Origin of the sequence: Chlamydia abortus (assembly GCF_002895085.1) — a bacterium.
Taxonomy (GTDB): Bacteria; Chlamydiota; Chlamydiia; order Chlamydiales; family Chlamydiaceae; genus Chlamydia; species Chlamydia abortus.
The window spans coordinates 395,315-418,708 of record NZ_CP024084.1 but is presented as its reverse complement, the minus strand read 5'-3'; the positions used below and the strand labels follow the sequence as shown (position 1 = coordinate 418,708).

Genomic DNA, 23,394 nt, shown 5'->3' with positions numbered 1-23,394 from the left:
ATTTTTACCATCATCTTCTTACTTTGGCGATTTTCTCAGAAACAACCGGAATTTGCCCAATGCCCCATCCGCTACTACGGAGACATAATATAAAAATTATTTCCCCGAACGATTCCATTCCTCATACAAAGCTTTCATAGCAGCCACCTCACTCTGATAACTGTATTTTTCTTTATCTTCGGGAACTCCTAGATAAGATAAAACACGATCCGCAACTCTGCCAAATACAGGGGCGGCACATCGGCCTCCCATATAGTTCTTTGTTCCATCCTCGCGAACACAATGATCAGGATCATCTATAGAGACAAGCATGACCAAAGGAACACTCCCCCCTGCCGAAGGGTATATCGGCGTGATACCTATAAATGAAGAAATATGCCGATGCTTATCATACTTTCCATGAACTAGCTTTTCTGTTGTTCCTGTTTTCCCTGCACTGGAATGCTTTTTAGGCGCAGCCCGAAATCCCGTTCCTCCAGGATAGGTAGTAAAACGCGTAGCTTTCAATACCTCATCCACAATGTCCTGAGAAAGAATTCTTTCTCCACGAACTTGAGGATGCAACACGTACTCTTTTCCAGAAGTAGTGACTATTTTTTTTATCAAGGTAGGGCGCACATCATAACCACCGTTGGCAAGAATGGCATAGGCTTTAACCATCTGCACTCCCGTAGCCAAGATATTATACCCCATAGCAAGAGAATAAGGCGTAGATAAAGACCATTCAGGAACCCCATTAATATGAAAACGTTTAGGTGAAGGTACCAATCCTGACGCTTCCCCTGGCAATTCTATCCCCGTCTTTTTACCAAATCCTAATAACAATAACTTGTCTTCATACCAGTGGTTCCCTAGATGTTGCACTATAAGATCAGCAAGTTGCGCTACATAAACGTTCGAAGACTTTTGAATCGCCATGTACATATTTAAACGCCGATTCGATGAGATATCCTTAAGCGGAAATTGCTTTCTTCCTGGGAAAATCCTGCGGGTTACATCTATAGGTTCATTAGGATCAAATAAGGGCTTTCCTGATCTTTTCACCATCTCTTCGTTGGCCAGCAACGCTATAGCCAGAGTCAGAGGTTTCATGATAGAGCCGGGTTCAAACACATCACTGACTGATGTTACTTTTGTGTGCTCTATTTTTTCCTTATCATTGAAAAATTCCTTGTATTCCGAAGGATTAAAGAAAGGATACTGTGCTAAAGCAAGAATCTCGCCTGTATAAGCATTCATTAAAATTAGACGCCCACCTTTAGCTTTGGCTTCCTTTACCCCTTTTTCTAATTCCTCTTCCGCTATAGTCTGTATACAGGGATTGACTGTGAGATAAATATCCGAACCATCCCTAGGAATCTTTGTGACTTTATCTAGATCTAAACGATTTAAAGGAGAACGTAGGAATTTCCGTTCTCCTGGCTCTCCTTCAAGGACGTGGTTAAAATAGGCTTCTAAACCTCCTGTAGGGAAAGCTTTGCCTGTTTTCTCATCCTTGACTTCTCTCAGAGTATGTAGAACTTGGCCTAAAAGTTTGCCAAAGGGATAAGATCTTTGATAGTCGGTCATGAAAAACAAAGCATTCGAGGGTATTTTAGATTTTGCTGCGTACCCCCGCCACCAAGACAGGATGCGGTCATGATCCGCACGATCTAACCAAAGAAATAACTTTCGATAGCGAGATTTTTTATCAAACTCCGCACGGAGTTTGTCATAATCACCTTCTCCAATGAGACTAAAAACTTTCTTAGCAATCACATCACGGTGTTCTTCAGGAACAGCTACAGCATCTAAACAAAGATGAAATTTCGTAATGTCCACGGCCAGAGCTTGTCGTTGCTCTGAATCTCCCTTACGTAAATTCATCTGAGAAAAAAACGTCCCCCTACGAAAAGGGTCCTTTACTCGAAATTCATGTTGTCCTAAAGCTTCTGCTGCCCAACGTTTCTCCTCACAAATCTGAATTTTATAATACCGTATGATCAGGAAAGAATAGGAGAGCAGAACTCCATAGGTAATCATGGTTAAGCATTTACGGTGATTCATAAGTTACAACACAAACACTATCTTCTGTAGGATATTGGAGATATTGGTATTCAGGAAGGCTAACTATATGCATGAGATGCTCTGGACTCTCTATTTTATCAATAAGAAAGTGTAGAGATATATTCTCCTGTTCTCTCTGTCGCAACTTCGACCATAAAGCAGGAATTTCTAAGCGTAATTTAGTCAGATCGTTTTGTTTGTTAATATAGGAGTAAAGCAATCCGCCTAGAAAACAAAAACATAAGAATAGACGTACAAAACGATAATTACTCATAAAAATTTCTTTTCAAAACAACGGAGCTTTGCCGATCTACATCGAGGATTTTTCCTAATTTCTTCATATGTAGGCATGATCACTTTCTTAGTCAGAATCATTCCTAATCCGGATTTCTCAGCCTCTCTAAAAAACCATTTTACTGGGCGATCTTCGGAACTACAAAACGAAATAATGATCAACCGCCCTCCAGGAGCAAGCCAACGCATAGCCGACTCCAGCAATACTTTCAATTGCACGTCCTCTTGATTTACATACACCCGTAAAGCTTGAAAAATCAAAGTTAATGGATGAATTTTCTTGCGCAGACGATAAGAAGGAAAAACTTTGGCTGTAGCTTCTTTTAAGTCTCTAACCGTCACGATCTTCTTACGACGCCTAAAATGTACTATCGCCTTAGCCGCGTTTTTCCACTGAGGTTCCTCTCCGTATTCACGAAAAATTTTCCCTAACTCTTCTTCACGAAGTGTATGTAAAACCTCGCTCGCCGTGATTCCCTTAGTCACATCCATGCGCATATCTAAAGCATGATCGTCTCCTTGAAAACTAAATCCCCGAGATAGATTATCTAGCTGCATAGAGGAAACGCCAAGATCGGCAAGTATGCCGTCATACACATGTTCCCTAGGATCTTTAGAAAGATCTTCAAATGATGCATGATGAAAATGCACACGATCGCCAAATTTTTCTAAATGCTCCTTAGCCATAGATAAAGCTGCCACGTCGCGATCAGATGCATCATAAGAAACTATAGAAGGATATGCGGAGAGAAAAGCTTCAGCGTGACCTCCGGCTCCTACAGTAACATCACAGAAAAATTTTGGATGACGATCGGCAAATAAAGACAAACATTCATTTACCAATACCGGAATATGAGAAGGGGTTGCAGACACAAAAACGCCTAAATCATTCTAAAAACATCAATGCAAGACAAAGATACACCATTAGAGAGAATGCGAAAAGATTTCTATTGATTCCTCATTCTCTATTTTAAGAATAATTAAGACTATTGACTTTTTCCTTTACCCTATTATGATTTAGAAAATAGGGTTTTACAGGCTGTATTATGGTAGAAATTTTTAATTACAGTACTTCTGTTTACGAAAAACACGCGTCTAACAATAAAATAGTGAGTGATTTCCGTAAGGAAGTCCACATGGAAAGTTTGACGATCCGTGATGTGGCTAAGCATGCTCAAATTTTGGACATGACGCCCAAGCCTTCAGCCTTGAGCTCCCTGATGCAAACGAATAAGAAAACCGATTGGGCTTTCTTTTCACCCCCTAGCAACTTTCATAAACAGCGATTTTCTACTCCCTATTTAGCCCCTTCACTAGGATCCCCCGATCAGCAAGACGAGGATTTAGAGAAAATTTCTTCCTACTTAAAAGTGCTGACCCGAGGAAAATTTTCTTATCAAAGTCGTGTCAATCCTGTGTTTTCTTACAAAGATCAAGAAGAAAATCCAGAAGAAGAGGCGGCGGATTCTGAAGAAGACGTCATCGTTCAGGAAGGTAAAATTTTACTTAAGGCTATTGATCTAGGATTGAAGTCTTCTAATATTTTGATCGACTACGTTATTTCCCGTATTTTTCAATTTGTGCAAGGCTAAGACATGTTAGATAACGAATGGAAAGCTATCTTAGGTTGGGGAGATCAAGAACTCGAAGAGTTACGCATTTCCGGTTACATATTTCTTCGCCAAGGACATTATCATAAGGCGATTCTTTTTTTCGAAGCCTTAGTGATTTTAGATCCATTAAGCATTTATGATTTCCAAACCCTCGGGGGATTGTATTTGCAAATAGGAGAAAATGCCAAAGCTTTAGGCGTTTTAGATCAAGCTTTACGTATGCAAGGAGACCATCTGCCCACACTATTAAACAAGACTAAAGCTCTCTTTTGCCTAAATCGTATTGATGAAGCTTCCGCAATAGCTGTCTACCTGGCGTCTTGTGATGATCCTATAATTGCTAATGATGCTGAAGCTTTGCTTATGAGCTATACAAAAAAAATCATCAAAAAACCCGCAACTCTTTCCCATTAATCTTGTGCCCGCCGACTAAGAAGTGGCACAGACGATTAAAATGAATTCTCATCTATTTGGCATCATCCTGCTCTTTTTTGCAGAAAAACTATTGATTGCTTATCAACAGCAATGGTACATTGGCAATTTCTTCCTCAACGAGCAAGAATTGCCCGTCTGTAAGGAAATCCTCGACACATAAAAGAGAGCAGCATGTTAACCTGTAGCGATTGTAGTACTTGGGAACAGTTTGTGAATTATGTCAAGACACGTTGCTCTAAAACGGCTTTTGAAAACTGGATTTCTCCTATTCAAATTATAGAAGAAACCCAGGAAAAGATCCGTTTAGAAGTTCCCAATATCTTTGTTCAAAACTACCTTCTTGATAATTATAAACAAGACCTGTGTTCTTTCGTTCCTCTTGATGCTCAAGGGGAGCCAGCTTTAGAGTTTGTTGTTGCGGAAATTAAAAAAGCCCCTCCGCAACCCGTAGCCCCTCGAGAGCAGCAAGAAACCCCTATAGAAACTTTTGAAGAATCCAAAGACTTCGAACTAAAGTTAAACACGGCTTATCGTTTTGATAATTTCATAGAAGGCCCTTCAAACCAATTTGTGAAATCCGCAGCTGTAGGTATTGCTGGCCGTCCCGGGCGTTCGTATAATCCTCTGTTCATTCATGGAGGCGTAGGCCTAGGAAAAACACATCTTCTCCATGCTGTAGGTCACTATGTCAGAGAGCATCACAAAAACCTTCGTGTTCACTGTATCACCACTGAAGCTTTCATTAATGATCTCGTGCAACATCTCAGATTGAAATCAATTGATAAAATGAAAAATTTTTATCGTTCGTTAGATCTACTTCTTGTCGATGATATCCAGTTTTTGCAAAACAGACAAAATTTCGAAGAAGAATTTTGCAATACCTTTGAGACATTAATTAACTTAAATAAACAAATTGTCATTACTAGTGATAAGCCTCCAGGACAATTAAAACTTTCCGAACGTATCATTGCTAGAATGGAATGGGGGTTAGTTGCTCACGTAGGCATCCCAGATTTAGAAACACGGGTAGCCATTTTACAACATAAAGCAGAACAGAAAGGCTTACATATTCCTAATGAAATAGCCTTTTACATCGCAGATCATATCTATGGAAATGTACGCCAACTAGAAGGCGCTATTAATAAACTTACTGCTTATTGCCGCTTATTTGGAAAAACACTTACCGAAACTATTGTCCGCGACACGTTAAAAGAACTTTTTCGCTCCCCTTCTAAACAAAAAGTTTCTGTAGAAAGCATATTAAAAAGTGTGGCTACAGTCTTTCAAGTCAAGCTCCAAGAGCTTAAAGGAAACTCTCGTTCTAAAGAACTCGTTTTGGCACGTCAAGTGGCTATGTACCTGGCAAAAACACTTATCACAGATTCTTTAGTTGCTATAGGTTCTGCTTTTGGAAAAACACATTCTACAGTACTTTATGCTTGCAAAACTATAGAACAAAAAATAGAAAAAGATGAAACTCTAACGCGTCAAATTAGTTTATGTAAAAACCATATTGTTGGGTAATCTAGGAGAATTTCTCATGTTCCGTAGAACTGGAAAAAATCCCTTTGAAGATGTGCAAACGTTATATGAAGAAGAAACGCCTGCGCATTCTACTTATTCTTCTTATCCTAGATCTGAGCGTTTAGATTCTCCTCCAAATCTTTTTGACTCTCCAAAATCTCCGGAAACACGCCCTTTGTCTCCCACCTATCCTCTAAATGAAGAAGCACAAAAATGGATCCCTGCATCTGCGGAAGTAGATTCCTTGCTCTCGTTTTCTGAAGAACCTGAAACCACTTTAGGAGAGGGTGTAACATTTAAAGGTGAGTTAGCCTTTGATCGTTTGTTGCGTATTGATGGCACCTTTGAAGGTATTTTAGTGTCTAATGGGAAAATTATCATCGGCCCTAAAGGTTGCGTGAAAGCGGATATCCAACTTCAAGAAGCCATTATTGAAGGTGCGGTCGAAGGGAATATTACAGTCAGCGGAAAATTAGAGCTCCGTGGTGAAGCTATGGTTAAAGGGGATATCCAAGCAGGGACCCTGTGCGTTGATGAAGGTGTACGTCTTTTAGGCTATGTAGCTATTGTCGGGATTAACACAGAGTCTCAGAAAGAAAAAGACTCATAAGAATCGCTGGCTGTGGAGCACAGCGCTCTATAGTATCTTGCCATGCACGTGGCAAAGGATAATCTGATAAAATACAAATGGCGCCTACATTTACGTATGTTTTCAATCTTCTGAACTCTCTTTCTAAAGGCAAAATCCCTCGGTAAGGAATGTTTGTCTCCGTAGATAATTGCTTAGCCATATCTTTTGGTATTTTTGAGATCAGATAAAAAATCGCTTTAGGACGGATTTGGTGGAGTTCCCACTGGCGTTCTATCCCTGTGTAAAAAAACGTATAGCTGGCACCTTCCCTAGGCAGGCTTGAGAATACAGAGCGAGTACTTTTATCGAAGGAACATAAAGACAAAAAGTTTTCCGAGAAAAAGAGGGCAAGCAATGACGACATGTTTGCGTTTCCCCTACAGCCAAAATACTATAACAATGCGGGCAACGCCCTGTTACCTTTACTACTTTTAAAGTTTCTAAACATCCCCGACACAAAAACTCTCCGGGTTGTCGACAACCATAACAGAGTTTCGGGAAAATCAAATAAAGGAAAAAACGAAAGAATCTCTGAATCACAGAAAATTTTTATTCCTAAAATTTTAATCAATTTGTTACGTTCTTAAACGTAGAAGCTTCAACTTCCCTCTCAGTAGCAATGCTTAAACGATTTGTTAATTCCATCTGGGAAATTTGTCAAAAAGACAAGTTTCAACGCTTTACTCCAGTTGCAGACGCTATTGATACGTTTTGCTACGAACCCATCCACCAAGCTTCATCTCCACCGTTCATTCGCGATGCTGTAGATATTAAACGTTGGATGATGCTTGTGGTTATTGCACTCTTTCCAGCGACGTTCTTAGCCATATGGAATTCGGGTATTCAGGCTTTAGTCTATGGCTCGGGAAATGCCCAGCTCATGGAAGCATTTTTACATATCTCAGGATTTCGCAGTTATCTCTCATTTATCTTTAATGACATAGGCATGTTTTCCGTTCTTTGGACGGGATGCAAAATTTTTCTTCCCTTACTTATCATTAGCTATACAGTAGGAGGAGCTTGTGAAGTCCTCTTCGCAGTCATTAGAAAACATAAAATTGCTGAAGGATTGCTCGTCACAGGGATCCTCTATCCCCTGACCTTACCTCCCACAATTCCTTATTGGATGGCCGCTTTAGGGATTGCTTTCGGCGTTGTGGTTAGTAAAGAATTGTTCGGTGGGACAGGAATGAATATTCTCAATCCTGCACTCTCAGGAAGAGCTTTTCTATTTTTTACATTTCCAGCAAAGATGAGCGGTGATGTTTGGGTAGGGAGCAACCCAACACACATAAAAGATAGCCTGCTCACTATGAACGCCACAGCAGGAAAATCCATCATCGACGGCTTTTCACAATCTACGTGCCTACAAACATTAAACTCTACACCACCTTCTGTAAAAAGAATCCATGTAGATGCTATAGCCTCTAACATTTTACACATGACACACGTCCCCACACAAAATGTCATAGAATCACAATTTTCGATCTGGACAGAGTCTCATCCCGGTTTGCTGTTAGACAAGCTAACTTTAGAGCAACTGCAAAGCTTTGTCACCTCTCCATTAAGTGAAGGCGGTCTCGGCTTACTCCCAACGCAATTTGACTCAGCCTACGCGATTACCGATGTGATCTATGGAATTGGGAAATTCTCTTCAGGGAATCTCTTCTGGGGAAACATTCTCGGTTCTTTAGGAGAAACATCCACATTTGCCTGTTTACTCGGTGCGGTATTTCTTGTGATTACCGGGATTGCCTCATGGAGAACGATGGTGTCTTTCGGTATAGGGGCGTTCGTCACAGCGTGGTTATTTAAGATTTGTAGTATTCTTATTGCTGGAAAACACGGAGCTTGGGCTCCCGCAAAATTCTTTATTCCAGCCTACCGCCAATTGTTCCTAGGGGGGTTAGCCTTCGGTCTCGTATTCATGGCGACGGATCCTGTATCCTCACCAACCATGAAATTAGCCAAATGGATTTACGGACTCTTCATTGGTTTTATGACCATAATTATCCGATTAATCAATCCTGCATATCCCGAAGGAGTTATGCTAGCCATTCTTCTTGGAAATGTATTTGCTCCTCTTCTTGATTACTTTGCTGTAAGAAAGTATAGACGAAGGAGAATTTAAACTATGTCCTCAGAGAAATCCAAACGCTATCTGAATCAAACTTGGTATGTTATCCTGTTTATTCTCGTATTAAGTTTATTCTCTAGCGTTTTCCTTTCTACTGTGTATTATGTGCTTGCTCCTTTTCAAGAACGCGCTGCGATTTTTGATCGCAACCAACAAATGCTCACTGCAGCTCGTGTTTTAGATTTTTCAGGAAAATTTCAAATCTATGAGAATGGTTCTTGGAAACTTGCCACCTATGATAAAAAATCCCAATTACTTAAAGTGGCCGACACAAATGTCCCTGTTGTCACAAGCTCTATTTTAGACTCCTATACACAAGGATTTGTCCGTCCCTTACTTGCAGATAGACAAGGACAAATGTTTTCTTTTGAAGAGAAAAATATCTCCGTCTCAGAGTTTATAGAAAAACACCAAAATGGGCATTTCTATCAGCAGCCATTACTTTTATTTTATGTAATCTTAGCCAATACAGAGCAAGCTAGAGTGATGAGCGCCACTGAGGTTGTGAAAAATCCTTCCGTAATAGACGCTATTGTCATTCCTATTTCAGGATTTGGCTTGTGGGGACCTATTTACGGCTATCTCGCTGTAGAAAATAATGGGAATACAGTATTAGGAACAGCGTGGTATCAACAAGCAGAAACTCCAGGCTTAGGCGCCAATATTGCCAATCCCCAATGGCAAAAGCAGTTTTATGGAAAGCAAATCTTTTTACAAGAAGCGTCAGGAAATACAGATTTCTCCACAACTCCCCTGGGTCTGGAAGTCGTCAAAGGCGCGGTACAATCCGCATTCGGGACATCTCCTAAAGCTCTCTCTGCTATCGATGGCATTTCTGGAGCTACGTTAACATGTAACGGTGTTACTGAAGCTTATGCGCAATCCTTAGCTCCCTATCGCAATTTGTTGATGTCTTTCGCTAAACTTAATCACCGGGGAGATCAAAATGGCAGCAAATAAATCCTACAAGAGTTACTTTCTTGATCCTCTTTGGAACAATAACCAACCTCTTATTGCTATTTTAGGGATTTGCTCTGCGTTGGCTGTAACAACAACGGTAAATACAGCATTGACCATGGGTCTCGCTGTGAGTTTCGTTACAGGGTGTTCTTCGTTCTTCGTATCTTTATTGCGGAAAGTCACCCCGGATAGCGTACGTATGATCACCCAGCTAATTATCATTAGCTTATTCGTGATTGTCATTGATCAATTCCTCAAGGCTTTTTTCTTTGATATCTCAAAAACACTTTCTGTGTTCGTCGGGTTAATTATCACCAACTGTATCGTCATGGGAAGAGCAGAAAGTCTAGCAAGAAATGTTCCACCTATTCCTGCTTTTTTGGATGGTTTTGCCTCAGGATTAGGTTACGGTTGGGTATTAGTTACTGTAAGTATCATCAGAGAATTCTTCGGTTTTGGGACAATTCTTGGATTACAACTGATTCCTAAATGTTTTTATGCCTCAGAAGCTCATCCCGATGGGTATGAAAACTTTGGCTTGATGGTTTTAGCTCCCTCAGCATTCTTCCTTTTGGGTATAATGATTTGGGGTGTCAATATTCTGAGATCTAAGAAAGAAAGAAGGTAGATCTATGTGGTTAGGTGAATATACATGGCTAAATGTCTTTGGTATCTTTTTACAAGCCACCTTTATCCAAAATATTCTACTATCCAATTTTCTTGGGATGTGCAGCTATCTTGCCTGTTCAGGACGAGTCTCTACAGCCAACGGTTTAGGCATGTCCGTAGCATTGGTACTCACCGTGACTGGAAGTATTAACTGGTTCGTACATGCATTTATTACAGGACCTAAAGCTTTAACTTGGCTATCCCCAGCATTAGCTAACGTAAACTTAAATTTTCTCGAACTCATCATCTTCATCGTTGTCATTGCGGCTTTCACACAAATCCTTGAACTGTTTTTAGAAAAAGTCTCAAGAAATCTCTACCTTTCCTTAGGCATCTTCCTCCCCCTAATCGCAGTAAACTGCGCAATCTTAGGCGGCGTACTCTTTGGAATCACACGCAACTATCCGTTTATTCCCATGATGATATTCTCTTTGGGTGCTGGATGCGGCTGGTGGTTAGCTATTGTTTTGTTTGCCACGATTAAAGAAAAGCTCGCCTATTCTGATATTCCCAAAAATCTTCAGGGAATGGGCATCTCTTTCATTACTACAGGACTGATAGCTATGGCTTTCATGAGCCTCACGGGTATTGATATCTCTAAACCATCCACCACAGTAGAAGCTGCTCATGTCTTAGAAGACCAAAAAGTCTCTTCGGCAGAAGTCAACGAAGTCAAACCTATAAAAAAAGTACGCTCAGCTCCGCAGCGTACTGGTAAGACCAAAACGATAAATACAAAAAAAGGGAAACTTCAGTAATTACATCGTAGAAATGTTTGCTATACTGCCCCTGGCAATTTCTGGAAATTGGCATAACACGTGTTTCGCTATAAACATAGCGATACACACAAGGGTACAGCAAGCAAAGAAAATCGCTGTGTATAATGCTGCAGGAGTAATTGTAGGAGATTGCACAGTAAATACTGTCATAACGAGTATCGCAAGAGAGGTCAACAACACTGACAACACTCTGCGAAACGTTCTTAGTCCTTCGGATTCGCCTACCGGCCCTTCATGTAATCGATATAATAACGTCGCTGTAGTTGGAGTCTCTGCGGAGGGACGCTGAAATCTTTGGATACTAATGATCATAAGTCTTAATTCCTTTATCTAGTAGACTTCCTGCTACTAAGTAAGTGTTTTCATAACGGCGAATCAGATGGTACTTCACACACGAACAAATCAATGCCACAATAGTCATAGAAGTACACATAATCCATATCATTAACTGAATAGCTATACATGGGGTTCCAAACAATCCGTAGCAAGCAAAACCTATAACAGCTAAAATTAGTATTACTGTAGCAATTGTTAATACTTTGAGCTGCTTGGATAGCTGCAATTGGGTATTCGCCATCTCTATAGGATTAGAGACGTTAACCATAAACGAAGACATAGCGAACTTGTTTTTTTTATCTTTCAGGGAAAGATTTTACTCCTTCAAAAGATAAAAAAAAACTCTAATCCAAGTTCAAAAAATATAAACTATACAATATTTTTTTGAAAAGATAACCCAACTATTCTTTGGGAGAAAGGTTTTGTATATTTAATTTTTGATCTAATTTAACGATAACAAACCAGCCAGCTTCTTCAGGAGAATTATTCAGAAGCCGTACGTCCTCTTTGAGATTCTCATTAACCTCAAGAATTTCTCCAGAAACCGGACTTAATACCTCAATAGCAGATTTTGAAGATTCCAAAATGACAAGCACCTCACCTTCCTTACAGAAGCTTCCTAAAGCCGGCAGGTCAATATGAAGGATTTGCCCCAGATTTTCTCGCATCCTAGACGTCAATCCTAAACGTACAATATTCTCGTGTATGGGGTCGATCCACACATGATAATCAGAATACCACATTATCTGACTCCTTCATCAATGAAATGTTCTATATAACTACCAAGGATTTCTTCGTTTAAATGGTTTTTAGTAAGGAACAACTTTTCCACGCTCGTGGGCTCCATACATGTCTGATGAGATAAACATTTATAGAAAAATGGGCCTTCGTCAGGGTTAAACTCCACACCGGACAATGCCCCCTCCTCCATAGAAGCTAAGACAGGATAGGGCTGAGGAATATTTTGATCCCCACGAGTAAATACTTTGATAGATTTTTCCAGATTCCAGGAAAGAGCGCCCGGCTGGTATGTGCCCTCTCTATGTTCCTCGACGAGCAACCACAGCCGCTTTTGCCATAAATTACTGTTCTCTTCTTCTTGATACCGTGATTTTAAAGCAGCCACCACTCTATCTATATGCGCAATATTTTTATGAGAGGAAACTAAGGTTTTGGCCAGACCTTTACGCAAAACTTCACGATAAGGAATCACTTCTTCCCCTTCAAAGCATGTATCAACTACAAAAGTATAATAATGTTCGCCGTCCTGACTATAGGCTTCTAACACCTCATTATCTAACAACAACTTGGCCAACTCATTCCCATCTAGGATCCCTTCTAAGACACTATCTTTCCGTGCAGAGAGGAAAACTTCATGACTTTTCTGTTCACATTGAGCTAACCCCTCCAGGATTCTTTTCGGAGAAGATCGTAATATCTCTTTCCTGGTGAAAGAATAGATCTTTTCTACAAGGGAAGGTTTAAGAGTTTGGAAATCCTTGCTCGAATTACATGTTTCAATTTTAGGGAACTGTTGGAGTAGCACTTGGAAATTTTCAGGATTTTGCTGCCATTGGTGCACCTCCACCATAGGAACTTTCGTTTCTAAATCCTGAAGTTTCACGCTCTTGTACGAAACTAAAAACCTTCGTCCTACTAACCTGGGTTCTTTAGCTTTTATAGTTTTTATAGGCAAAGTACACCGCGGAACACTAAGACAATCCTTTATAGGCTCGCCCACAAGACTAATGTATACTTCAAAAGCTTCTAAATCCTCTTTGTTCTTAAATTGATATTCACGAGGAAGTTTTACCATTTCTACAGACGTAGAGTCTTTGCCCAGGGAGAAGAACTCTTGCAAAGGACGATAATCAAAAGTTACGCTACCTTCTAATTGTAAGAAAGCCCTCTTACATAACAGAATCTCGCGATATATATTGAAAAATTCTGATTCGCTGACTCCCATAAAATCAAAATAAGAAGCAACAAACTGATCAAAGCTTAAAGTCAGGCCAGCGTGTTTACTTAACTTCGTAAAAGCTTGTTTGGCTTTGTCTTGAAAATCTTGTTGAGCTTCTTTTAAGGAAGGCATGGCGACATTTTTTTTCTGCTCATTGACAAAACGCAATAAAGCTTCAACAGCCGCAGAAACGTACGCATCACCAAACCAATCCGCAATGTTTCGATAACCAAATAAATGTAGATCCTTGCCCTGAGCTAAAACAGGATCTTGAGGAAGATTAAACATCTGCCTACGATATTCAAGCATTTGTTTAAGAATATAATGAGGGAATTTTTTTTCTTCTAAAAATAGCTGAACCCTAGCGACAAAGCCCTCAGGAGATACAGGATCATGGATTTCCTGCAAAGCGACCAAAGCTTGATATAAACGTGGTGCTGAGGATTTCCATACCTCTTCGGAAGAAATAAAAAGAGAGTCAAATCGCCGATATGACTGATAGTTTTTTTCTTTTTTAAAGGCGGGATAGTCTTGAGAATATACTTTTAAGAACAGCTTTTCCCCTAACTTATTCGTTAGAAAGCGCTCTGTTAATAAACCTTCATTTAAGAAGTTCCACGCTTGAGGATTCCCAGTGAAAGGATAAGCTTCGTTGGTGAAGAATCTCTTAAAAGCTAAAAATTCTCTCTCAGAATATTTTTTACCCGGAACAGAAAAAACAATTTTCTTAGAGCCACGGGAAGATTCTCCTGGATAGCGTCCCCAGCCTATACCTATACCTGATACGCATACGCCAACAATGACAAAACCCATGAATTTTTTCTGATGCTTATAAAAGAACGCTAGCAAAGCCACCCTCTTGGAATAAACAATAAAAAACTTAGTGTAAACTATTGATCGGAAAAAACCAAGAAGGATCCCCTGAGAACCAGAAAAGAGAAGGGCTCTTTTCCCAGTAGGATTGTATATGCCGATTTACGCCGGCATAAAATTAATCTGTAAATGACCAAGAAGATTATACATCGGATCGAAATACCAACCAAAAATTTCAGAATTCTCTATAGGTTTGGATAAGCTCAAATCTTTCTTAAAGACGACATTGGCTTTAGCAGCAACCTCTGGAGAATCAATTAATATGATACCTTCATAATCAAAAAGGTCACTTTTCTTTCCAAAATTGTAGCTACCGATGACAAACACACGATCATCTACAATCATACATTTCTTATGTAACTGTGTATCGCGAACGTAATATTCATTTACGCGTAGGGAAGAATTCGGCTGTTTTTTAGAAAAAATGAACTTTTTCCATAGTGCCGGGCGTTCACCATAAGATAGAAAGAAATAGTTCATACGATTTCCCCAAGCATAGACTTCTGTAAGTGGGGGACTATTTTCATTGGATCCATTCGTAATAATTTCGGTACGTACTTTACGGCTAAAAGACGCTGATCTCAAACTCTCAAGAATGTCGTTGTTAGGAATGAAGTACATATTGGCAATTTTTATGGACTTCTTTGCGTTATCTATTAAATCTACGTAGCCTTGAGTAATCGCGTTTTTACTCTCATCCGGTCCTGAAAAAATCACACGAATGTTTTTCAAATCTGTAGATACGAGATCTGAGTTTTCTTCGATTTTAGGACAATACGTGGCTTGAGCTTCTTCTACAGACAGCTGTGGAAAAGGAAGAGCGCGAAAATCATCGAGATTTTTATTAAACCAGGGCCTCTCCGCATATGTACGCCACAGTGCATAATGCGCATGAAATTCCTTTCTTAACTCGGTACCGAGTCGTGCAGAACTCACGGTAATATCCTGGTCGCGAAATGCTAGCGGTCTGTGAATTCCCCCGATAACCAGCCGAGGAGACTCTACAGGTTCAGGAATAGTATCCCCTCGGGTACACATAAAATCTTCAAAATTTGTCCCTCCCATAAAGATATACTTGCCATCGATGATGGAAATCTTCACATGACTTTCTATAACATTAGGAGAAAGGATGCTGGGACCAGGAGGACATCCTGTAAATAAGTAAAAAAAACGGTTAGGCCAACGCGATTTTATCCCCTCAAGAACAATCTTATCCTCGCTATCAATGAATGTGGGTTGGATAAGAAGATAGGCGCGTAGTCCAGGAATGAGATCCATACGTGCATCTATATGCTCGACTATCTCTTTTAATAGGTTTCCTCCTGCCATACAAGGAGATAATTCAATATAATGATTAGCAACATCTATAGCAGATAAAACACTTTCATAAACTTCCACACTGTTATCATGAATAACCACACCCACAGATTCTTTCGATTCAGGAAAATGCACCATAAAAGCCGCAGCATCTTTTGCGATAAATACAAAAAAGAAGGCTATAACTAAGCTCCATCGCGTTTTATTCATAAACAACCACTTGAAAATATGTGAATTAACCCCTCTTTAATTTCTCTTCTTGCTTCTAAAAGATCTGAGGCAGGTGCTGACAAACCTAAAGGGAAAAAGGCCCGCTGCTCAATCGCAGGGACTATAATATCAATCACCTCTGGCAAAAGAAATGTTGCATAAAACTCTAAAGAACTTCCCGATAGGAACACGGACCCTTGATGCAAAAATCCTTGTTTTACAGTACGCTGAGCTGCGCCACCGACTTTCCTATCTCCCATCAAAATGTCGTATTTTGATGCTCTAGCCATACAAAAATTCGAAGTTTTTGGGTGGTGCATATCCTCATCAAAAGAAAGAGATCCTTGTATGCGGAAAACCCTACGCACAACCTCTAATACCATCTGATTGACCGTATAATAGTTCTCTAATACTGTAGGTGTATATAGGGGGTGTTCCGACGATACAAGTAAAGAAAAGGCGTAATCTCCATGATGAAAAACAAACCCTCCTCCGGTAGGGCGGATAGCGGCATCCATACCGAGAGCAGCTCTATTATCAACTAAAAATTTTTCTGGACGCATGAAGAGGCCGTAAGTCAGGGGGTAGAGACTATCCCACTCATATAGGTGAAGAATGACCTCCCCCTGTTTCAAGTGTTCGAGTAAATACTTATCCCTGGCCATGTGAGTCTCAGCACTCCCTTTTCCAGAATCTACTATGCGAACGGTCATCATTAAAAAGGTGGGCATTCGTTAAAAATGTAGGAATAGTATAACATTGGTGTGGATTCTTTGCTATTTCTGTGAAAAAAATTCTTTGGTCTCGGGAATACTCTATCCGTCTATCGAAGAGTTGCATCATTATTTTAAATTTCGTATATGCTTAAGGAAAGTTCTACCCGGTCTTTTAGGTTTTTATGTTTGAGAAGTTTACTAACAGAGCAAAACAAGTCATTAAATTGGCTAAAAAAGAAGCTCAGAGGTTAAATCATAACTATCTAGGCACAGAGCACATACTTCTAGGCCTACTCAAACTAGGTCAAGGCGTAGCTGTGAATGTATTGCGTAATTTAGGGGTAGACTTTGACACCGCTAAGCAAGAAGTCGAACGCTTGATCGGTTATGGACCAGAAATTCAAGTTTACGGCGATCCTGCTCTGACTGGCAGAGTGAAAAAATCTTTTGAATCAGCTAATGAAGAAGCTGGGATCTTAGAGCATAATTACGTCGGTACAGAACACCTGCTTCTAGGTATTTTAAACCAAGCTGATGGTGTCGCTTTACAAGTTTTAGAAAATTTACATATTGATCCTAGAGAAGTTCGCAAAGAAATTCTTAAAGAATTAGAGACATTTAATCTTCAGCTCCCACCTGCATCTTCGTCTAATCCCAGAGGGAGCACGTCTTCATCTTCCAAATCTTCCTCTCTTGGTCACACTTTAGGTGGAGACAAGAGCGATAAATTATCGGCATTAAAAGCCTATGGTTATGATTTAACCGAGATGTTTCGAGAGTCTAAACTCGATCCTGTGATTGGCCGTTCTACGGAAGTTGAACGTTTGATTTTAATCTTGTGCCGCAGAAGGAAAAACAACCCTGTACTCATCGGTGAAGCCGGTGTAGGTAAAACGGCTATTGTTGAAGGCTTAGCACAAAAAATTATTTCTAATGAAGTGCCTGATACTTTACGTAAAAAACGTTTAATCACTTTAGATCTAGCTCTAATGATCGCGGGAACAAAGTATCGCGGACAATTTGAAGAACGTATCAAAGCAGTTATGGACGAAGTCCGTAAACATGGCAACATTCTTTTGTTTATCGATGAGCTGCATACAATTGTCGGTGCAGGCGCTGCTGAAGGAGCTATTGATGCTTCTAACATTTTGAAGCCAGCACTAGCACGTGGTGAGATCCAGTGTATTGGGGCGACAACAATAGATGAATACCGCAAGCATATTGAAAAAGACGCTGCTTTAGAACGTAGATTCCAGAAAATTCTTGTCCAACCGCCTAGTGTAGACGAAACTATAGAAATTCTACGTGGCTTAAAAAAGAAATATGAAGAGCATCATAATGTTTCTATTACAGAAGAAGCATTGAAAGCGGCAGCTACGCTATCCGATCAATACGTGCATGGACGCTTCCTCCCCGATAAAGCGATTGATTTACTTGATGAGGCTGGAGCGCGAGTACGTGTAAATACCATGGATCAGCCTACAGAGTTAATGAAGCTTGAAGCTGAGATTGAGACCACGAAATTAGCTAAAGAGCAAGCTATTGGCACTCAAGAATATGAAAAAGCTGCAGGATTGCGTGACGAAGAGAAAAAGCTTCGTGAACGTCTTTCCCATATGAAGCAAGAATGGGAGAACCACAAAGAAGAACATCAAATTCCTGTTGATGAGGAAGCTGTTGCTCAAGTGGTCTCGTTACAAACAGGCATCCCTTCGGCACGACTTACTGAAGCTGAGAGCGAAAAGCTTTTAAAACTTGAAGATACTCTACGTAGGAAAGTCATAGGTCAAGATCAAGCGGTAGCGAGTATCTGTCGAGCCATTCGACGCTCAAGAACAGGAATTAAAGATCCTAACCGTCCTACAGGTTCCTTCTTATTCCTAGGACCTACTGGAGTGGGAAAAACATTACTCGCGCAACAAATCGCTATTGAGATGTTTGGTGGTGAAGATGCTTTAATTCAAGTAGACATGTCTGAGTACATGGAAAAATTTGCGGCTACAAAAATGATGGGATCACCTCCAGGCTATGTTGGTCATGAGGAAGGCGGTCATCTTACAGAACAAGTACGCCGTCGGCCTTATTGTGTTGTGCTATTCGATGAGATTGAAAAAGCTCATCCTGACATCATGGATTTAATGTTGCAGATCTTAGAGCAAGGGCGTCTCACAGACTCTTTTGGTCGCAAGATTGATTTTCGTCATGCGATTATTATCATGACGTCAAACTTAGGCGCAGACTTAATTAAGAAAAGCGGAGAAATCGGTTTTGGTTCTCGTTCCAATTTTGATTACAAAGTGATTCAAGAAAAAATCGAAAATGCCGTGAAAAAACATTTAAAGCCGGAATTTATCAACCGTTTAGATGAAAGTGTGATCTTCCGTCCTTTAGAAAAATCAGCGTTATCTGAAATTATCCATTTGGAAATTAACAAACTTGATTCTCGTTTGAAAAATTACCAGATGGCATTAAGTATTCCAGATTCTGTGATTTCTTTCTTAGTAACAAAAGGGCATTCTCCAGAGATGGGGGCGCGGCCTTTACGTCGGGTTATTGAACAGTATCTTGAAGATCCGCTTGCCGAACTCTTGCTGAAGGAATCTTGCCGTCAAGAAGCAAGAAAACTGCGTGCGAACCTCGTTGACGACCGTGTGACTTTCGAGCGCTATGAAGAACAAGCGGAAAATGTTGCGGCTACTATACCGAATGTGGAGTCATAGCGACTTCTATGATCCCTCCCCCCAGGCATCTCTCCCCATCATAAAATGCGATGGTTTGTCCTGGGGTGATGGCTTTAACAGGAGACGTAAAGCGCACGCGTACGGTATCCTGTGTTCCTGTATGTAAAATTTCACATTCTTCATCTGGGGAACGATAGCGTACCTTAGCACTACACCTCGTTATAGATTCTGGAGAGACAAACCAATTCAATTCTTTAGCTGTAAGTTCTTGTTGATAAAGTAGTGGGTGATCTTCCCCTCGTACGATATACACAATATTCTTCTCCATATCCTTACCCACAACATAACAAGGTTTTTCAGAGCCGCCAATATCTAAACCTCTGCGTTGGCCTATCGTGTAGTAATGGGCGCCTTCATGATTCCCTACAATCTTCTGAGAATCATAATCTATAATCTCCCCCTCGACATTGGGGACAAACTGTTCAAGAAAACTTTTAAACGGCCGCTTTCCTATAAAACAGATGCCCGTGCTGTCTCTTTTTTGAGCTGTTGCCAGTCCGGCTTGGGCAGCTATGGAGCGTACCTCTCTTTTTGTCATGTCACCTAAAGGGAAAAGTACATTTTTCAAAGACTCTGGGTGCGTGCCACACAGGAAATAACTTTGATCTTTATGGGGATCCTTTCCACGAAGTAATCCTACTCTCTGACTCTTGACATCTAATCGGCAGTAATGTCCTGTGGCAAGGAAATCCCCTCCCAGCTCGACAACTTTCTTCTGAAGTAAATCAAATTTTATTTCCCGATTGCAAAGAACGTCAGGATTTGGTGTATAACCTTGAGAATATTCTTTAAGAAAACGTGAGAATACCCTTTCGCGGTACTCCCTAGCAAAAGATACCGTATAGTAAGGAATGTCCAGCTGCTCAGCGACTCTTTCAACATCTTCATAATCTTTAGCGGTGGAACATAAACCGTTGCTATCTTCTTCTTCCCAGTTCTTCATAAAAATCCCTAGGACCCTATAGGAGGTATATTTTTTTAAAAGATAAGCAACTACGGAGGAATCAACTCCTCCAGACATAGCAACAACAACAGTTTTATTCATAAATAATTAGAAAACAAAAGAATTACTTTATGTTACGTGTTGAATAAAATGAATACTTTCTTTAGATTTTGCTACTACATTTTAAGGAATTCTGTGGTATTAAGTCTTTCTAATTCTATTCCCGCAACACTTCTCTCTTTACCCAACCAAAATTCTCTTCTTTTCAATGCGGAAAGAGATGCGACTGTCTTACAAAAAAAAGTTGCTATTTTCATTGAGCAAAGCTCTTCGTCTTATATTTTAGCTATTATACTTTTGCTTGGCACCATGATAGCGGGAAGTGTGGTTGTGGCTTTTGGCTGTCTTTCCTTAAGTCTTCCTGAAATGATTGGCGGGGTGACTGTGATAGTGGCGTCCTTAGTCTGTATACTTTTACTCATTAGCATGATTTATCTGATCAAGTGTTTACCGTCGAAAGTACAACAAACAATCACGCTCGTGAATAACAAAACGTCGTCGCTTTCTTCTTTTCAGCTACTTCAAAACGCCTATGCAAAACTGATTTACTCAATTATAGATAAGGAACAACGCATAGAACGGCTAAAACAAGAAGAGTACCGCTTACTACTCAGATTGCAAAAATGGCAAGAAATTGCTCATGCAACTCCGGGAATGCCTTCTTCACCATCGAATAACCATAATTTCATCAGTTGATTTTCATTGTCATGATACTCTTGCCCACAGCTTCAGAAAATAAAACTGTTCTTCTCCTTCCCTGGGATAATTATCGCACGAGTCTCATACTACGTACTACAGTCTGTTTTACTATCGCCGTCCTCACATGTTTAGGATCGATTGCTTTGATGAGCTATGCCATCATCCAGGGAAATTGGTTATTTTTTGGAATGAGCTTAGGCATCATTCTCATGCTCATTTCCGTTGCTCTTATTTTGGATTTACCGGTGAAAAATAAGTGTTTTGGAACTACATTAACCAACGAAATTTCTCAAGACATATCGAATGTAGGTGTAGAATCTGTTGAAAAGTTTCGTGTTGCGTTCGCGAATATACGCAATACGTGTATTCCCAATATGCGAGATTTGCATAACAAGCTATTAAACGACTATGATACGGTTATCTCTACAAAAGAAGATCAAATTCGTAATCTCTCTAGCAGTCTGGATGCCCTGGTGCAGGATAAACAGCAGGAGTTAGCAAGCTGGATAGAAAAACATCCCCATGCTTATCAAACCCAAACATTACGAGAGCAGTTAAATCGTTGGCATTGGCATTCTTACGAACAACAAAGTACCCCGGTACACTAACAGGATACTTTCTTTCTCATGCTTTATGATGAATATTCCGTTAGGTCCTGTTCTACTAATGAAACCAATCGCATTTGCATGCCAACTAAATGATTAAGAATTTCCTGACAATTGCTGGATACGTTATACCAAACATTAATTATCTCTTCTGAAAATACCTCAATCCGTTGTTTTCCTGCTTTAAGCTCTTTAAAAAGATTGTCAATGGGAGCAATATCTTCTTTGATACGTAGTATATCACTTCGATAGGAGCGAAGGACTTTATTTACATCTTCATTTAAGATGAGATAATCTTCCTCATTCATTACGGTTGGCTTTGCTGACCACATAGTCTCAAGAGCACGTTTACCAGAAGGGCTCCACCCATCACCAAATGCTAGGTCATCTTCCTCTAAATATTGAGAATAATCGCCTATGAAAACTTCCCCTCTTTGATCTTTTTGCCGTCTTTCTCGAGCTGCTTTTACACCTTGAGCGACCAGCTCATCAAATCCTGCTGTATCGCTCAACAAGCCTGCGCGATCAGCGACAGGAACTTGAGGATAGTACATCTCTTCTTCTAAAGCATTCTTATTATCCGAAAGTTGCTGTATAGTTTTTTCCAAACTATCCGCACGTCTCTGATAACTTTCACTTGCATATTTGTATTTAAATTCCATCTCATCAAGATGTTCATTTAACCTCTGTAAGGTATCACGGACTTTGTTGTAATCCTCATAAAAATCTTTATGACCCAAGGTCATTCTTTGATCGGTTTGCAACGACGTTTTCAACATGCCCAGAAGAACATGTTGATGACGGGCCACATCTTTAAGCGCATCGATATCGATTTCTGATTTTAAATCCTTGAGTAACTGTTTTTTATTTGTCTTGGATCTCTTTAATATTGTTTTTATGGCGTAAGATAATCCCAGAATGGCTAAACCTATGCCGATCGCGGAGGCGACAATTAACGGAAGAGCCAATATGCCCCCAGGAATGCATGCGGCAATCACACCAACAGCAGCAATACCTCCAGCTACTAAACCTAGCGTCACTCCAGCATGAACTTTCGACATCGTCTTACTGAGTGGCTGTAATTTTAAAGCAAAGACACCGCCGCCCTGAGACAACTTAGATACAATACTATTGCCTAATTTGATCAGGAGATCATTCTTTCTCATAGAAGTGGGATAGCTATCCTCTTTTTGTGCGAAATCCTCTTCAGAATAGACTTCTTGGCGTCCTTCTAGTAAGCTTGTACACGCGATATAATCTCCGGTAATCTGGTCTAAGTTTTCCATCAATTCACGTCCTTCTTCTCTACCCAGGTGTTTTAGGACGCTTTTTTCATGCTGGCTTACGCTCATGTTTAAATGAGCAAACCTATCCACCATCTTATTGTACTTAGACCAAATGTTTTCCTGTGTCTGATGTCCTTCTATCTCTATCTCTTGAGATCTTTGCTGGATTAAGAGATTCTGACGTTTCTTCTCGATCGCCGCCTTTTTCATACTATTAGCCAAAGAGTTGATGGAAGTAAAAAGCATACTTCCGCCTATACCGAGAAAAACTCCTCCTAACGCCATAGAAATAGGCAAACCTATGGGAGTTGCCACGACCAAAAATACAGAAGAAACTACAGCTAAAATAGCGAGTACGATGCCCACAATCTGAAGAGATCTAGCCGCTTTAGGATGATGATCTAGAAAGGATTTTCCAATTTCGATCTGGTTTAACCTAGGGCTATGGTATATTGGATATTGTTCAGACATAATTAAAATAAAAATAAAAGAAATAATTAATTATATAACTAATTATCCAACCGGAATTAATTAACTACAAAATTAAATAAACAAACTAT

The 23,394-nt window shown here is 40.1% G+C and carries 23 protein-coding genes and 1 pseudogene; 12 read left to right on the top strand and 12 right to left on the bottom strand.

Features of this window, described 5'->3' with window-relative positions; all coding sequences use genetic code 11:
• Positions 1 to 96: 96 nt before the first annotated feature.
• The 3 genes from CHAB577_RS01930 to rsmH are packed head-to-tail and all read right to left on the bottom strand — an operon-like array spanning position 97 to position 3,213.
• Positions 97 to 2,046, bottom strand: a complete 1,950-nt coding sequence (locus CHAB577_RS01930; protein WP_011097017.1) for a peptidoglycan D,D-transpeptidase FtsI family protein — start codon at positions 2,044 to 2,046, stop codon at positions 97 to 99.
• Complete coding sequence (locus tag CHAB577_RS01925) at positions 2,033 to 2,320, bottom strand: hypothetical protein (RefSeq protein WP_011097016.1); 288 nt, start codon at positions 2,318 to 2,320, stop codon at positions 2,033 to 2,035. Before CHAB577_RS01925 ends, CHAB577_RS01930 begins: the two co-directional genes overlap by 14 nt.
• On the bottom strand, positions 2,317 to 3,213 hold the full coding sequence (rsmH, locus tag CHAB577_RS01920; protein ID WP_011097015.1) for a 16S rRNA (cytosine(1402)-N(4))-methyltransferase RsmH: 897 nt from the start codon (positions 3,211 to 3,213) through the stop codon (positions 2,317 to 2,319). Before rsmH ends, CHAB577_RS01925 begins: the two co-directional genes overlap by 4 nt.
• Before the next feature lie 173 nt (positions 3,214 to 3,386).
• On the opposite strand from rsmH, the gene CHAB577_RS01915 reads away from it, so the two are divergent.
• From CHAB577_RS01915 to CHAB577_RS01900, 5 genes are read left to right on the top strand one after another with little or no spacing between them, the layout of a single operon-like run.
• A complete protein-coding gene (locus CHAB577_RS01915; protein ID WP_011097014.1) occupies positions 3,387 to 3,932 on the top strand; it encodes a DUF5399 family protein in 546 nt (181 codons plus the stop codon).
• 3 nt (positions 3,933 to 3,935) lie between these two features.
• Positions 3,936 to 4,367 carry a hypothetical protein gene (locus CHAB577_RS01910; protein ID WP_006344008.1) on the top strand — a complete coding sequence of 144 codons (432 nt, stop codon included), beginning with the start codon at positions 3,936 to 3,938 and terminating at the stop codon, positions 4,365 to 4,367.
• 22 nt (positions 4,368 to 4,389) lie between these two features.
• Positions 4,390 to 4,548 (top strand): hypothetical protein, encoded by a 159-nt coding sequence (locus tag CHAB577_RS05150; RefSeq protein ID WP_157668419.1) that lies wholly within the window; start codon positions 4,390 to 4,392, stop codon positions 4,546 to 4,548.
• Positions 4,549 to 4,559: 11 nt separating this feature from the next.
• Entirely contained in the window at positions 4,560 to 5,912 is a 1,353-nt protein-coding gene (dnaA, locus tag CHAB577_RS01905; RefSeq protein WP_006344007.1) for a chromosomal replication initiator protein DnaA, read from the top strand.
• A 16-nt stretch (positions 5,913 to 5,928) separates the two neighbouring features.
• Positions 5,929 to 6,522 carry a bactofilin family protein gene (locus CHAB577_RS01900; protein WP_011097013.1) on the top strand — a complete coding sequence of 198 codons (594 nt, stop codon included), beginning with the start codon at positions 5,929 to 5,931 and terminating at the stop codon, positions 6,520 to 6,522.
• On the opposite strand, the pseudogene CHAB577_RS01895 reads toward CHAB577_RS01900, so the two are convergent.
• Positions 6,488 to 7,083, bottom strand: a pseudogene (locus tag CHAB577_RS01895) (hypothetical protein). The gene CHAB577_RS01900 and the pseudogene CHAB577_RS01895 sit on opposite strands and share 35 nt — an antisense overlap.
• A gap of 79 nt (positions 7,084 to 7,162) precedes the next feature.
• Here CHAB577_RS01895 and CHAB577_RS01890 point away from each other — a divergent pair.
• Genes CHAB577_RS01890 through nqrE form a run of 4 tightly spaced genes read left to right on the top strand, consistent with a single transcriptional unit; the run spans position 7,163 to position 11,067 of the window.
• Positions 7,163 to 8,674 (top strand): Na(+)-transporting NADH-quinone reductase subunit B, encoded by a 1,512-nt coding sequence (locus CHAB577_RS01890; protein ID WP_011097012.1) that lies wholly within the window; start codon positions 7,163 to 7,165, stop codon positions 8,672 to 8,674.
• A gap of 3 nt (positions 8,675 to 8,677) precedes the next feature.
• Complete coding sequence (locus tag CHAB577_RS01885) at positions 8,678 to 9,640, top strand: Na(+)-translocating NADH-quinone reductase subunit C (RefSeq protein ID WP_011097011.1); 963 nt, start codon at positions 8,678 to 8,680, stop codon at positions 9,638 to 9,640.
• Positions 9,627 to 10,268, top strand: coding sequence for an NADH:ubiquinone reductase (Na(+)-transporting) subunit D (gene nqrD, locus CHAB577_RS01880; RefSeq protein WP_011097010.1), 642 nt, complete (start codon positions 9,627 to 9,629; stop codon positions 10,266 to 10,268). The genes CHAB577_RS01885 and nqrD overlap by 14 nt, the downstream gene beginning before the upstream one ends.
• Before the next feature lie 4 nt (positions 10,269 to 10,272).
• Positions 10,273 to 11,067, top strand: coding sequence for an NADH:ubiquinone reductase (Na(+)-transporting) subunit E (gene nqrE / locus CHAB577_RS01875; RefSeq protein WP_011097009.1), 795 nt, complete (start codon positions 10,273 to 10,275; stop codon positions 11,065 to 11,067).
• Here the strand turns inward: nqrE and CHAB577_RS01870 are convergent, their stop codons facing one another.
• The 6 genes from CHAB577_RS01870 to CHAB577_RS01845 form a co-directional block, all read right to left on the bottom strand.
• Complete coding sequence (locus tag CHAB577_RS01870; protein ID WP_011097008.1) at positions 11,068 to 11,400, bottom strand: hypothetical protein; 333 nt, start codon at positions 11,398 to 11,400, stop codon at positions 11,068 to 11,070.
• Complete coding sequence (locus CHAB577_RS01865) at positions 11,390 to 11,704, bottom strand: hypothetical protein (RefSeq protein WP_011097007.1); 315 nt, start codon at positions 11,702 to 11,704, stop codon at positions 11,390 to 11,392. Before CHAB577_RS01865 ends, CHAB577_RS01870 begins: the two co-directional genes overlap by 11 nt.
• A 121-nt stretch (positions 11,705 to 11,825) precedes the next feature.
• Positions 11,826 to 12,167, bottom strand: coding sequence for a glycine cleavage protein H-like protein (locus tag CHAB577_RS01860; RefSeq protein ID WP_006343998.1), 342 nt, complete (start codon positions 12,165 to 12,167; stop codon positions 11,826 to 11,828).
• Positions 12,167 to 14,233 (bottom strand): hypothetical protein, encoded by a 2,067-nt coding sequence (locus tag CHAB577_RS01855; protein WP_167382214.1) that lies wholly within the window; start codon positions 14,231 to 14,233, stop codon positions 12,167 to 12,169. Before CHAB577_RS01855 ends, CHAB577_RS01860 begins: the two co-directional genes overlap by 1 nt.
• 126 nt (positions 14,234 to 14,359) lie before the next feature.
• Complete coding sequence (locus CHAB577_RS01850; RefSeq protein ID WP_045071823.1) at positions 14,360 to 15,784, bottom strand: phospholipase D-like domain-containing protein; 1,425 nt, start codon at positions 15,782 to 15,784, stop codon at positions 14,360 to 14,362.
• Positions 15,781 to 16,497, bottom strand: a complete 717-nt coding sequence (locus tag CHAB577_RS01845) for a lipoyl protein ligase domain-containing protein (RefSeq protein ID WP_173024174.1) — start codon at positions 16,495 to 16,497, stop codon at positions 15,781 to 15,783. The genes CHAB577_RS01850 and CHAB577_RS01845 overlap by 4 nt, the downstream gene beginning before the upstream one ends.
• Before the next feature lie 185 nt (positions 16,498 to 16,682).
• Between CHAB577_RS01845 and CHAB577_RS01840 the strand changes: the two genes are divergently transcribed.
• Positions 16,683 to 19,220, top strand: a complete 2,538-nt coding sequence (locus CHAB577_RS01840; protein WP_006343994.1) for an ATP-dependent Clp protease ATP-binding subunit — start codon at positions 16,683 to 16,685, stop codon at positions 19,218 to 19,220.
• Here CHAB577_RS01840 and mnmA read toward each other — a convergent pair.
• Positions 19,198 to 20,286, bottom strand: coding sequence for a tRNA 2-thiouridine(34) synthase MnmA (mnmA, locus tag CHAB577_RS01835; protein ID WP_011097004.1), 1,089 nt, complete (start codon positions 20,284 to 20,286; stop codon positions 19,198 to 19,200). The genes CHAB577_RS01840 and mnmA overlap by 23 nt on opposite strands.
• Before the next feature lie 93 nt (positions 20,287 to 20,379).
• Between mnmA and CHAB577_RS01830 the strand changes: the two genes are divergently transcribed.
• Together CHAB577_RS01830 and CHAB577_RS01825 are read left to right on the top strand one after the other, a co-directional pair.
• Complete coding sequence (locus CHAB577_RS01830; RefSeq protein WP_173024173.1) at positions 20,380 to 20,940, top strand: hypothetical protein; 561 nt, start codon at positions 20,380 to 20,382, stop codon at positions 20,938 to 20,940.
• Positions 20,941 to 20,951: 11 nt separating this feature from the next.
• Entirely contained in the window at positions 20,952 to 21,551 is a 600-nt protein-coding gene (locus CHAB577_RS01825) for a hypothetical protein (protein WP_041461322.1), read from the top strand.
• A gap of 23 nt (positions 21,552 to 21,574) precedes the next feature.
• Here the strand turns inward: CHAB577_RS01825 and CHAB577_RS01820 are convergent, their stop codons facing one another.
• Positions 21,575 to 23,305, bottom strand: a complete 1,731-nt coding sequence (locus tag CHAB577_RS01820; protein WP_011097001.1) for a stage II sporulation protein M — start codon at positions 23,303 to 23,305, stop codon at positions 21,575 to 21,577.
• Positions 23,306 to 23,394: the final 89 nt, after the last annotated feature.

Excerpts from the sequence above, each read along its gene's own strand:
- mnmA (WP_011097004.1), bottom strand. The coding sequence starts at position 20,286 with ATGAATAAAACTGTTGTTGTTGCTATGTCTGGAGGAGTTGATTCCTCC.
- CHAB577_RS01840 (WP_006343994.1), top strand. The coding sequence starts at position 16,683 with ATGTTTGAGAAGTTTACTAACAGAGCAAAACAAGTCATTAAATTGGCT.
- nqrE (WP_011097009.1), top strand. The coding sequence starts at position 10,273 with ATGTGGTTAGGTGAATATACATGGCTAAATGTCTTTGGTATCTTTTTA.
- CHAB577_RS01820 (WP_011097001.1), bottom strand. The coding sequence starts at position 23,305 with ATGTCTGAACAATATCCAATATACCATAGCCCTAGGTTAAACCAGATC.
- CHAB577_RS01870 (WP_011097008.1), bottom strand. The coding sequence starts at position 11,400 with ATGATCATTAGTATCCAAAGATTTCAGCGTCCCTCCGCAGAGACTCCA.
- dnaA (WP_006344007.1), top strand. The coding sequence starts at position 4,560 with ATGTTAACCTGTAGCGATTGTAGTACTTGGGAACAGTTTGTGAATTAT.
- CHAB577_RS01900 (WP_011097013.1), top strand. The coding sequence starts at position 5,929 with ATGTTCCGTAGAACTGGAAAAAATCCCTTTGAAGATGTGCAAACGTTA.
- nqrD (WP_011097010.1), top strand. The coding sequence starts at position 9,627 with ATGGCAGCAAATAAATCCTACAAGAGTTACTTTCTTGATCCTCTTTGG.
- CHAB577_RS01915 (WP_011097014.1), top strand. The coding sequence starts at position 3,387 with ATGGTAGAAATTTTTAATTACAGTACTTCTGTTTACGAAAAACACGCG.
- CHAB577_RS01930 (WP_011097017.1), bottom strand. The coding sequence starts at position 2,046 with ATGAATCACCGTAAATGCTTAACCATGATTACCTATGGAGTTCTGCTC.
- CHAB577_RS01850 (WP_045071823.1), bottom strand. The coding sequence starts at position 15,784 with ATGAATAAAACGCGATGGAGCTTAGTTATAGCCTTCTTTTTTGTATTT.
- CHAB577_RS01860 (WP_006343998.1), bottom strand. The coding sequence starts at position 12,167 with ATGTGGTATTCTGATTATCATGTGTGGATCGACCCCATACACGAGAAT.
- CHAB577_RS01885 (WP_011097011.1), top strand. The coding sequence starts at position 8,678 with ATGTCCTCAGAGAAATCCAAACGCTATCTGAATCAAACTTGGTATGTT.
- CHAB577_RS01890 (WP_011097012.1), top strand. The coding sequence starts at position 7,163 with ATGCTTAAACGATTTGTTAATTCCATCTGGGAAATTTGTCAAAAAGAC.
- CHAB577_RS01845 (WP_173024174.1), bottom strand. The coding sequence starts at position 16,497 with ATGACCGTTCGCATAGTAGATTCTGGAAAAGGGAGTGCTGAGACTCAC.
- CHAB577_RS01910 (WP_006344008.1), top strand. The coding sequence starts at position 3,936 with ATGTTAGATAACGAATGGAAAGCTATCTTAGGTTGGGGAGATCAAGAA.
- CHAB577_RS01925 (WP_011097016.1), bottom strand. The coding sequence starts at position 2,320 with ATGAGTAATTATCGTTTTGTACGTCTATTCTTATGTTTTTGTTTTCTA.
- CHAB577_RS01825 (WP_041461322.1), top strand. The coding sequence starts at position 20,952 with ATGATACTCTTGCCCACAGCTTCAGAAAATAAAACTGTTCTTCTCCTT.
- CHAB577_RS01865 (WP_011097007.1), bottom strand. The coding sequence starts at position 11,704 with ATGTCTTCGTTTATGGTTAACGTCTCTAATCCTATAGAGATGGCGAAT.